We start from the raw sequence: 434 nt of genomic DNA on the forward strand, positions 1-434 counted from the left end.
CAACAACTCCAGGTGGCACTGTAAAGACACCAGGACAAAATACAAGCACACCGGGCGGTACACGAGTTAACTTTAGTGGTACTGAATTACAAAATAATACCAATGCTAACTTGAATAATACTTCTGGTAGCTCAGTGAATGCTTCTAAAAATTCACAAAATGTTAACGAAAAGGGTAAATTACCACAAACTTCGGATGCATCGAATAATCTTTCTGAATTAGGAGTATTAGGCATGTTACTTATGTCACTCTTATCTCTAGTAGGATTGAAGAGACGTAAAAGAAATTAGAGCCACAAATGCCCGGACGTTAAGTTAAATCAAAAGGTCACACATCAAAATTGATGTGTGACCTTTTTTTGTATCAAATTTTATTGATAATAAATTTCAAACGTAATTGAATACCTGAAATATTCATAGTAAAGGACCCAACGT

General features: G+C 34.8%; 1 protein-coding gene. It reads left to right on the plus strand.

Annotated elements, in window-relative coordinates:
* Positions 1 to 290 (plus strand): LPXTG cell wall anchor domain-containing protein (locus IV84_RS10605; RefSeq protein WP_155515928.1); only part of this gene is annotated, 290 nt, incomplete at its 5' end.
* Between the last annotated feature and the right edge of the window lie 144 nt (positions 291 to 434).

This window comes from Pediococcus damnosus (assembly GCF_001437255.1).
Lineage (GTDB): Bacteria > Bacillota > Bacilli > Lactobacillales > Lactobacillaceae > Pediococcus > Pediococcus damnosus.